Source organism: Agrobacterium deltaense RV3 (genome assembly GCF_900013505.1).
GTDB classification, from domain to species: domain Bacteria; phylum Pseudomonadota; class Alphaproteobacteria; order Rhizobiales; family Rhizobiaceae; genus Agrobacterium; species Agrobacterium leguminum.
The window spans coordinates 1,494,577-1,503,294 of the sequence record NZ_LT009745.1 but is presented as its reverse complement, the minus strand read 5'-3'; the positions used below and the strand labels follow the sequence as shown (position 1 = coordinate 1,503,294).

Sequence of the window (8,718 nt, the reverse complement as noted above, 5' to 3'; positions counted from 1 at the left end):
GGTCGGACGGTGGTCGGTCCGCCGTTCCGTTCCGTTCCGTCCGCCGGACGGAGACGCGCGTGAGTGAGTGTGGGCTAGCTCTCCACATATCTCCGCGCTTGCCCCTCATCCGACCCTTCGGGCCACCTTCTCCCCGGCGGGGAGAAGAAACAAGCGGCGATGCCGAACTTGCTACAGCGACAATCACGGCTGAGGCCCTGTCGGCCCGGCAATCATAACCCCTTCTTTACCCTGCCTTTGAACCATCTGCTTACCCAAGATGTTAAGCGGATGGATGAGGTTTGCCGCTTATGATGCAGCCATAACAAACAGGCCGCTGAAAAAGCGGGGCACGGGGTGAAATATCATGAAATGCATCGCCGCTTTGCTGGTTCTTGCCGGTTTTGCGCTCGCACCCGCTCAGGCGCGAGCGCCGCATATCAATTTCGGGACATCTGCACTTCAGGGGCAGTGAGAGGCAAATTCCGTCAGTCGTTGCCGGCGGCGTCACTCAGCACGTCGAGATCGGGCACGGTGATGTGGCGATTGTTCTCGATGCGGATAATGCCTTCCTTGCGCAGCTTGGTCATTTGCCGGCTAACCGTTTCGATGGTGAGCCCGAGGAAATCGGCGATATCGGCGCGTGAAAGCGGCAGGTCGAAGCAGGATTTGTCGTCGTTTTCCGGGTCGATATGGGTGGCGATCATATAAAGGAAGCTGGCAACCTTTTCCTGCGCCGATTTGCGCCCCAGCGTCAGCATCCAGTCGCGCGCCTCGTCCAGTTCCTTCAGGGACTGGTTGTGGAGCTTGCGTTCCATATCGGGCACTTCGGAAACCATCCGGTCGACGACGCGGCGCGGGAAGAGACAAATTTCCACATCGGTTGCGGCTTCCGCAGTCATCTTGCTTTCCGCCATGAAGGGTCGGCCGAGAAAGTCCGGTGCGAATTGCAGGCCGACGATCTGCTGGCGGCCATCCGACATCATTTTCGACAGCTTCACCACGCCGTTTAGGATATTGCCGTAGGAGGTGACGAGTTCGCCCTGGCCAAGAAGCTCGTTGCCCGCCTCCAGTTTCTTGCGGCTGGAATGGCGATTGAGGTCACAAAGCTGCTGCGGCGTCAGCGTGCTGCAAAGACCGCCGTGACGCGCCTCGCAGGAGCGGCAAACAACGGGTTCTTCCGAATTGTGGATGGTCTTCTGCAGCGTGTCCATAAGCCTTTTCCAATGCTGGCTTTTTCGGGACGATTACGACCGTGGGTGTCAAATCCGGTCTCATGCAAGGCTTTCGCCACGTAGCCGTCGCCCCTGCGTCTACTTTAGCAAGAACTTACGGTGCAATTTGATTGAAGTCAAAGTTGCAAACTGTCGCAGCCGTTACTGAAAGAGAGGAAATCGACATTTTCTTGATAAAAGGCAAATCGGGCGATGAATACCGAACTTCTTCACAAATATTCGGGTGCAGTGCCGCGCTACACGAGCTATCCGACCGCGCCGCATTTCCACGAGGGAATCGATAATGGCACCTATCGCCGCTGGCTCGGCGCGCTCGGTCACAGGAATCGCCTCTCGCTTTATCTGCATATTCCCTATTGCGACCGGCTGTGCTGGTTCTGCGCCTGTCACACCAAGCACACGCTGAAATACGAGCCGATTGCCGTTTATCTTGAAGCACTTAAGCAGGAGATCGAAGCCGTCGGCGCGCTTGTTTCGCCGGATGCGGTGGTGAGTGCCGTGCATTTCGGCGGCGGCTCGCCCACCATGTTGAAGCCAGAGGACATGCAGAGCCTGATGGACTGTCTGCGGCGTCATTTCACCTTCGGCCTCGCACCCGAGATCAGCGTCGAGATGGACCCCAACGATCTGGATGACAGCCGCTACGATGCGCTTGCCGCCATCGGCATGTCGCGGGCGAGCCTCGGGGTTCAGGACTTCGATGACAAAGTGCAAAAAACCATCAACCGCATTCAGTCCTTCGAACAGACGAAATCCGTGGTGGATGCGGTGCGGGCGAGGGGCGTTCATTCGGTCAATTGCGACATTCTTTATGGGCTGCCGTTCCAGACCTGCGGGACATTGGAAAAGACGGTGAACCAGATCGTGTCGCTCGACCCCGATCGCATCGCGCTTTTCGGTTATGCGCATGTTCCGTGGATGAAAAAACACCAGTCGCTGATCCCGGAGCATGCCCTGCCGGATATTGCCGAACGCTACCGCCAGATGACGATGGCGGCGGAGATGCTGAAACAGGCGGGTTACGAGGCCATCGGCATCGATCATTTCGCCAAGCCGACCGATACATTATGCCAGGCCGCCGAAGCGGGCGCCCTGCGGCGGAATTTTCAGGGCTATACGACCGATACGGCCGATGCGCTGATCGGACTTGGTGCATCGTCCATCGGCAGGCTGCCGCAGGGTTATGTGCAGAACATGGTGGCGACGGGGGAATATCAGCGGATGGTGGGCGAGGGCGGTCTTGCCGCCGTCAAGGGCATAGAGTTGTCTGAGGACGACCATCTGCGCTCGCATGTCATCGAAAGGCTGATGTGCGATTTCGCTATCGATCTTTCGCAGTTGCAGCACCGTTTCGGCAATGTGAGCCATTCCGTGACAGCCCAGGCGCAGCATTTTGCCGCAAGCGACAAGGATGGCGTGGTGCGGATGGACGCCGATATTTTTGCGGTGACGGAGGCTGGAAAGCCCTTCGTGCGTAATATCGCGGCAATCTTCGACGCCTATCTCGGCAATGGACGCGGCCGCCATTCGGTTGCTGTTTAGGCAACAGTTTTGGGGCAAATTTCAAAGTTACGTCACGAAACCATTGGCTTTTTTGTGCGACTTGCCTATGTGGTGCGTCAGACAGGATAATTCATACGAACGACAATAAGGATTATGGGCGTGACAGCTACATTCGACAAGGTTGCCGACATTATCGCCGAAACCAGCGAAATCGACCGCGAAACCATTACGCCGGAGAGCCACACGATCGACGATCTGGGCATCGACAGCCTCGACTTTCTTGATATCGTTTTCGCGATCGACAAGGAATTCGGCATCAAGATTCCGCTCGAGCAGTGGACGCAGGAAGTCAACGAAGGCAAGGTTTCCACCGAAGAATATTTCGTGCTGAAGAACCTTTGCGCCAAGATCGACGAATTGCGCGCAGCCAAGGGCTGATCTGACAGTGCCCGCTTCAGGCGGGCATTTTCTTTTGATGCCGCCTGCGGGCAAACCATGACTAACCGACCAGAGACGGGCCGGACGGATGCTGCTTGAATATTTTCAGATGATCGACAAGGTCGAGGCCGTGGACATGACGACGCGCACGTTGAAGGCGCAGTCTGTCGTTCCCGACAAAAGCCCGGTTTTCGAAGGCCACTTTCCCGGCATGCCGCTGGTTCCGGGCGTGCTTCTGATCGAGACCATGGCGCAGGCTTCCGGCATGATGGTTCTGGCGTTTTCCGATTTTGCGTCCATGCCGTTCCTGATGTCGGTGGACGGCGCCAAGATGCGTACCTTCGTGGAGCCGGGCGCTGTTCTCGACATCGAGGCGGTGCTGGAGCATGACGGTTCCGGCTTTGCCGTTACCAAGGCGAAGATCACCTCGGATGGCAAGAAGGTCTGCGACGCGCAGCTTAAGCTCAGGACCATGCCCTTCAGCGAAATTCCGCTCGGGCCTATCGTCAAGAAGCGGGCCGAGGAAGTCGGCCTGATGGCGGCGATTGCCGCGGATGCACAGAAATAAGCGTTTCCGTCCGTTTCGAAGGAGAGCGTTTTTCCCGCCGGCTCGGTTTTTGAGCACGAAAATCGTGGGCTCGCGACGGCGGATCAGGCCTTCACCATTGCCAATCCGCATCGCGCGCTTTATTCCGCAACGCATGAAGTGGTTGTTCGCGACCGCTGTTGGATAGCCGTGACCGTTTCGACGGGGCCGGCTGCAAAGGATGACAGACGATGAAATCTGACAATGATGTGGTGATAACAGGGGTCGGCATCGTGACCTGTCACGGCGTCGGCAGCCAGGCGCATGTGGCGCTTCTTTCGGGAACCGCCGTGCCGGAGCCGGTGGTCGAGACCGAAAAGTTCAAGCCTTATCCGGTCCATCCCATGCCGGAGATCGACTGGTCCGCGCAGATCGCCAAGCGCGGCGACCAGCGCCAGATGGAAAACTGGCAGCGTCTCGGCGTTTTCGCCGCCGGTCTCGCACTCGACGATGCCGGGCTGAAGGAAGATGCAGAAGCCTGCGCCACCATGGACATGATCGTTGCCGCCGGCGGCGGTGAGCGCGACATCAATGTCGACACGCTGATCGTCGACGAGGCGCTGAAGCGCAATGACCGCGAAAAGCTGCTCAATGAGAAGCTGACGACGGAGCTGCGTCCGACGCTGTTTCTTGCCCAGCTTTCCAACCTGATGGCCGGCAATATTTCCATCGTGCACAAGGTTACCGGATCTTCCCGCACCTTCATGGGCGAGGAAGCGGCCGGCATTTCCGCCGTCGAAACCGCGTTCCACCGCATCCGCTCCGGCGAATCGAGCCACGCGCTGGTGGGCGGCGCCTTCTCGGCGGAACGTCCCGACATGATCCTGCTGTTTGAGGCCATCGGCGCGCATGCGCAGGGCGGCTGGCAGCCGCTGTGGTCGCGTCAAGGTCAGGAAGGCGGCGGCATGGTTTCCGGTTCGCTCGGCGCGTTCCTGGTGCTGGAATCGCGCAAGCACGCCAGCGAGCGCGGCGCACGCATTTATGCCCGCATCGACGCCATCGAGGGCGACCGCGGCAGCCGTGACGAAGGCAAGATGGAAAAGCGCATGGAGCGGTTGCTTGCTCCCGCCAAGGACAGTGCGGCGACCGTCGTATTCTCCGGTGCGAGCGGTTATGACGGCGTGACGGCCCGCGAGAAGGACATTCTCGAAAAGGCCCTGCCGAATGCCGTCATTCGCGGTTTTGGCGGCGTCACCGGTCATGGGCTCGAAGCACAGTTTCCGCTCGGGCTTGCGCTTGCCGCGCTGACGCTTGAAAGCGGCGCGAAGGTGCCTACCTTCGATGCGGCCGAGGAAAAGCCCATGGGCGAGGCGGCCAGCGAAGCCGTCGTCACCACCGTCGGCCATGTGCGCGGCGAAGGTGTCGCCGTTCTGTCCCGCGACGTTTGAGGAGAAAGACCATGACTTCCAATTTCAGGGATCATCTCGGTCGTCCCATCGTCGCCGTCACCGGCATGGGCATCATCACCTCGCTCGGGCAGGGGCTCGCCGATAACTGGGCGGCGCTGACATCGGGTAAATCGGGCATCCACAAGATCACCCGTTTCCCGACCGATGGTCTTTCCACGAAGATCAGCGGTACGGTGGATTTCATCGATATCCCCGTTCCGAATTCGGTCGAGCGTTCCTATGCCTTCGCGCGCGAAACCACCATCGAGGCGCTGGCGCAGGCCGGTATCTCCGGCGATTTCGATGGCCCGCTGTTTCTCGCGGCGCCGCCTATCGAGCCGGAATGGAGCGCCCGTTTCGAGCTTGCCGACCGGTCTCCGCCGGCCGCCCAGCCGGGTGACGCCTATGAACGGTTCCTGACGGCCTTCCGCCAGCGTCCCGACCCGGCATTCCAGGAAGCCGCCCTGTTCGGTGCGATTTCCGAACGCCTTTCCGACCGTTTCGGTACCCGTGGCCTGCCCGTCACGCTGTCTACGGCCTGTGCATCGGGCGCGACCGCGATCCAGCTCGGCGTCGAGGCAATCCGACAGGGCCGCACCGAGCGGGCGCTGACGGTTGCCACCGACGGTTCGGTCAGTGCCGAGGCGCTGATCCGCTTCTCGCTTCTCTCCGCGCTCTCTACCCAGAACGAGCCGCCGGAAAAGGCCTCCAAGCCGTTCAGCAAGGACCGCGACGGTTTCGTGATCGCCGAGGGTGCTGCGACGCTGGTGCTGGAATCGCTGGAAGCCGCCGTTGCACGCGGCGCGAAGGTGCTCGGCATCATCAAGGGTGCGGGCGAGAAGGCCGACAGCTTCCACCGCACGCGGTCTTCGCCCGATGGCGGCCCGGCGATTGCGACGATCCGCGCGGCACTGGCCGATGCGGGCGTGGCCGAAAGCGATATCGGTTACATCAACGCTCACGGCACTTCGACGCCTGAGAACGACAAAATGGAATATGGCTCCATGCTCGCCGTCTTCGGCGAGGGTCTGAAGAATATTCCGCTGTCGTCCAACAAGTCGATGATCGGCCATACGCTCACCGCCGCCGGCGCCGTGGAAGCGGTGTTCTCGCTGCAGACCATGTTGACCGGCACGCTGCCGCCGACGATCAACTACAACAATCCCGATCCGACCATCACGCTCGACGTGGTGCCGAATGTGAAGCGGGATGCTCAGGTGAGTGCGGTTCTGTCCAACTCCTTCGGGTTCGGCGGGCAGAATGCAAGCCTTGTCATGACGCGGGAACCGGCTTAACCGGTTTCGCCATCAACAGGAGCGTTTCCAGGGCAACTGCGGAAACGCTCTCGCTTCTTTGATTACGCATTCCGGCCGCAAAACGGTTACAGAGTTTTGCTGGAATCGCACTAGAGATTAACGCCTTCGGGCGAAGGACTGATATATGCGCGCTCTTCAACTCGTGGACGACCGGAAGCTCGAAAAAGTGGACCTGCCCGAACCGGATGCGCCGGCGCCGGGCGAGGTGACGCTGCGCGTCAAGGCGGTTGCGCTCAATCACATCGACGTATGGGGCTGGCGCGGCATGGCTTTCGCCAAACGCAAGATGCCGCTCACCATCGGTGCCGAGGCTTCGGGTGTGGTCGAAGCCATCGGTCCGGGCGTTTCGAATGTGCTGCCCGGCCAACTCGTGTCGATCTACGGTGCGCGCACCTGCGGGCTGTGCAAGCCGTGTCGCGAAGGCCGTGACAATCTGTGCGAACATGTGCAGGGCGTGCACGGTTTCCACCTTGACGGTTTCGCGCAGGAAAAGATCAATATTCCCGCCCGCCAGCTGGTGCCTGCGCCGCATGGCGTCGATGCCGTTGCTGCGGCTCTCGCACCGGTGACCTTCGGCACCGTCGAGCACATGCTGTTCGACAATGCCAAGCTGGAGTCCGGTGAAACCATTCTCATCCATGCCGGCGGTTCCGGCATCGGCACGGCGGCGATCCAGCTTGCCAAGAAGATGGGCTGCACCGTCATCACCACTGTCGGTTCTGATGACAAGATCGAACGGGCGAAGGCGCTGGGCGCCGATCACGTCATCAACTACCGGACTGACCGTTTCGAAGGCGTCGTGCGCAAGCTGACGAAAAAGAAGGGTGTCGACGTGGTGTTCGAACATGTCGGCAAGGACACCTGGGCGGGTTCGATGTTCTCGCTGAAGCGCGGCGGCCGTCTCGTCACCTGCGGTTCGACGTCGGGCGTCTCCACCGATATCAACCTGATGATGCTGTTCCAGCAGCAGCTGAAACTGCTCGGCTCGTTCGGCTGCCGCATGGAAAACATGGCCAACGCCATGCAGAAGATGGCGCGCGGCATCGTTCATCCCGTCATCGACACCGAAGTGACCTTCGACGATATCGACCGGGCGCTGGAGCGCATGGAGACACGCCAGGTATTCGGCAAAATCGTGCTGCGGATGGACTGAGCATCTTGAAGCTTTTCCTGACACGGATTGTCCTGAAACTGGACCACTTCCGGCAGTGGCTGATTGCGACATTCGCCTTCGGCCTTCTCAACCTGCTGAAGCTCTTTCCCGCTGATGCGGGCATTCGCGCCGCCGACCGGCTGGCGCGCTGGGTGGGGCCGAAAACCGGACGCCACAAGCTGATGCTCCATAATCTGGCGCGCGCTTTTCCGGAGAAATCCGAAGATGAGCGGCTTGAGATCGCCATGGATAGCTGGGCCAATATGGGCCGGCTTGCGGCGGAATACGTGTTTCTCGACCGGCTGTTCGATTTCGATCCGGAAAAGAACGAAACGGGCCGCATCGAGGTCGAGGGCATTCCGACCTTCCTCGAGCTGCGCGACAATCCGCGACCCTTCATCGTCTTTACCGCCCATAGCGGCAATTTCGAATTGCTGCCGGTGGCAGGCTCGGCTTTCGGTCTCGATGTAACGGTGCTGTTCCGTCCACCGAACAATCCTTTCGTGGCCGACAAGGTGTTCAACTTCCGCAAGGAGCGCATGGGCAATCTTGTGCCGTCGCACGCCGGCTCCTCTTTCGCGCTGGCGCGGCAGCTGGAAAAGGGCGGCGGTGTCGGCGTGCTCGTCGACCAGAAGTTCGGCAAGGGGCTGACGACAAAGTTCTTCGGCCTTGAAGTCCGCACCAACCCGCTGCTTGCCAAGCTGGTGCGGCAGTTCAACTGCGATGTCTATCCGGCCCGTTGCGTTCGTCTTCCCGACAATCGCTACAGGTTGGAAATAGAGCCCAAGGTTGAAATTCCGCGCGATGAGAAGGGTAATGTCGACATTCAGGCGACGGCGCAGCTTCTGAACGACAAGGTGGAAAGCTGGGTGCGCGAATACCCCGGACAATGGCTGTGGTATCACGACCGATGGGACGTGAAGCACCAGATTTAAGGTGATGCCGTGCGGCCCGATCCTCGGCGATTTTTACGAAATTCGGCCGTAGAATGATTTGTTCCGATGTTTTTTCCATATTAATGGAACCTCATTTTTCGTTCATGGATTATCGAAATTGAAAAATTGGCGGCTGCTGTGATATTTTGGACAACAATCCTCGCAGCGTTCCTGCGTTTCGTTAC

General features: G+C 59.7%; 8 protein-coding genes. 7 read left to right on the top strand and 1 reads right to left on the bottom strand.

The features are described from left to right. Nucleotides 1-467: 467 nt before the first annotated feature. Nucleotides 468-1,193, bottom strand: a complete 726-nt coding sequence (gene fnrN, locus AGR7B_RS07640; RefSeq protein ID WP_080856388.1) for a transcriptional regulator FnrN — start codon at nucleotides 1,191-1,193, stop codon at nucleotides 468-470. A gap of 213 nt (nucleotides 1,194-1,406) precedes the next feature. Between fnrN and hemN the strand changes: the two genes are divergently transcribed. The 7 genes from hemN to AGR7B_RS07605 all read left to right on the top strand — a co-directional run bounded on the left by hemN (nucleotide 1,407) and on the right by AGR7B_RS07605 (nucleotide 8,533). Continuing rightward, a complete protein-coding gene (gene hemN / locus AGR7B_RS07635) occupies nucleotides 1,407-2,756 on the top strand; it encodes an oxygen-independent coproporphyrinogen III oxidase (protein WP_080856387.1) in 1,350 nt (449 codons plus the stop codon). Nucleotides 2,757-2,870: 114 nt separating this feature from the next. After that, nucleotides 2,871-3,155, top strand: a complete 285-nt coding sequence (locus AGR7B_RS07630) for an acyl carrier protein (protein WP_003495848.1) — start codon at nucleotides 2,871-2,873, stop codon at nucleotides 3,153-3,155. A gap of 88 nt (nucleotides 3,156-3,243) precedes the next feature. After that, nucleotides 3,244-3,723 (top strand): 3-hydroxyacyl-ACP dehydratase FabZ family protein, encoded by a 480-nt coding sequence (locus AGR7B_RS07625; protein ID WP_065655005.1) that lies wholly within the window; start codon nucleotides 3,244-3,246, stop codon nucleotides 3,721-3,723. A 209-nt stretch (nucleotides 3,724-3,932) separates the two neighbouring features. Beyond that, nucleotides 3,933-5,129 carry a beta-ketoacyl-ACP synthase gene (locus AGR7B_RS07620; RefSeq protein ID WP_080856386.1) on the top strand — a complete coding sequence of 399 codons (1,197 nt, stop codon included), beginning with the start codon at nucleotides 3,933-3,935 and terminating at the stop codon, nucleotides 5,127-5,129. Between the two features lie 11 nt (nucleotides 5,130-5,140). Continuing rightward, entirely contained in the window at nucleotides 5,141-6,424 is a 1,284-nt protein-coding gene (locus AGR7B_RS07615; protein WP_080856385.1) for a beta-ketoacyl-ACP synthase, read from the top strand. A 145-nt stretch (nucleotides 6,425-6,569) separates the two neighbouring features. After that, complete coding sequence (locus AGR7B_RS07610; protein WP_059758710.1) at nucleotides 6,570-7,598, top strand: zinc-binding dehydrogenase; 1,029 nt, start codon at nucleotides 6,570-6,572, stop codon at nucleotides 7,596-7,598. 5 nt (nucleotides 7,599-7,603) lie between these two features. Next, nucleotides 7,604-8,533, top strand: a complete 930-nt coding sequence (locus tag AGR7B_RS07605) for a lipid A biosynthesis lauroyl acyltransferase (RefSeq protein ID WP_425352592.1) — start codon at nucleotides 7,604-7,606, stop codon at nucleotides 8,531-8,533. The last annotated feature ends 185 nt before the right edge of the window (nucleotides 8,534-8,718 follow it).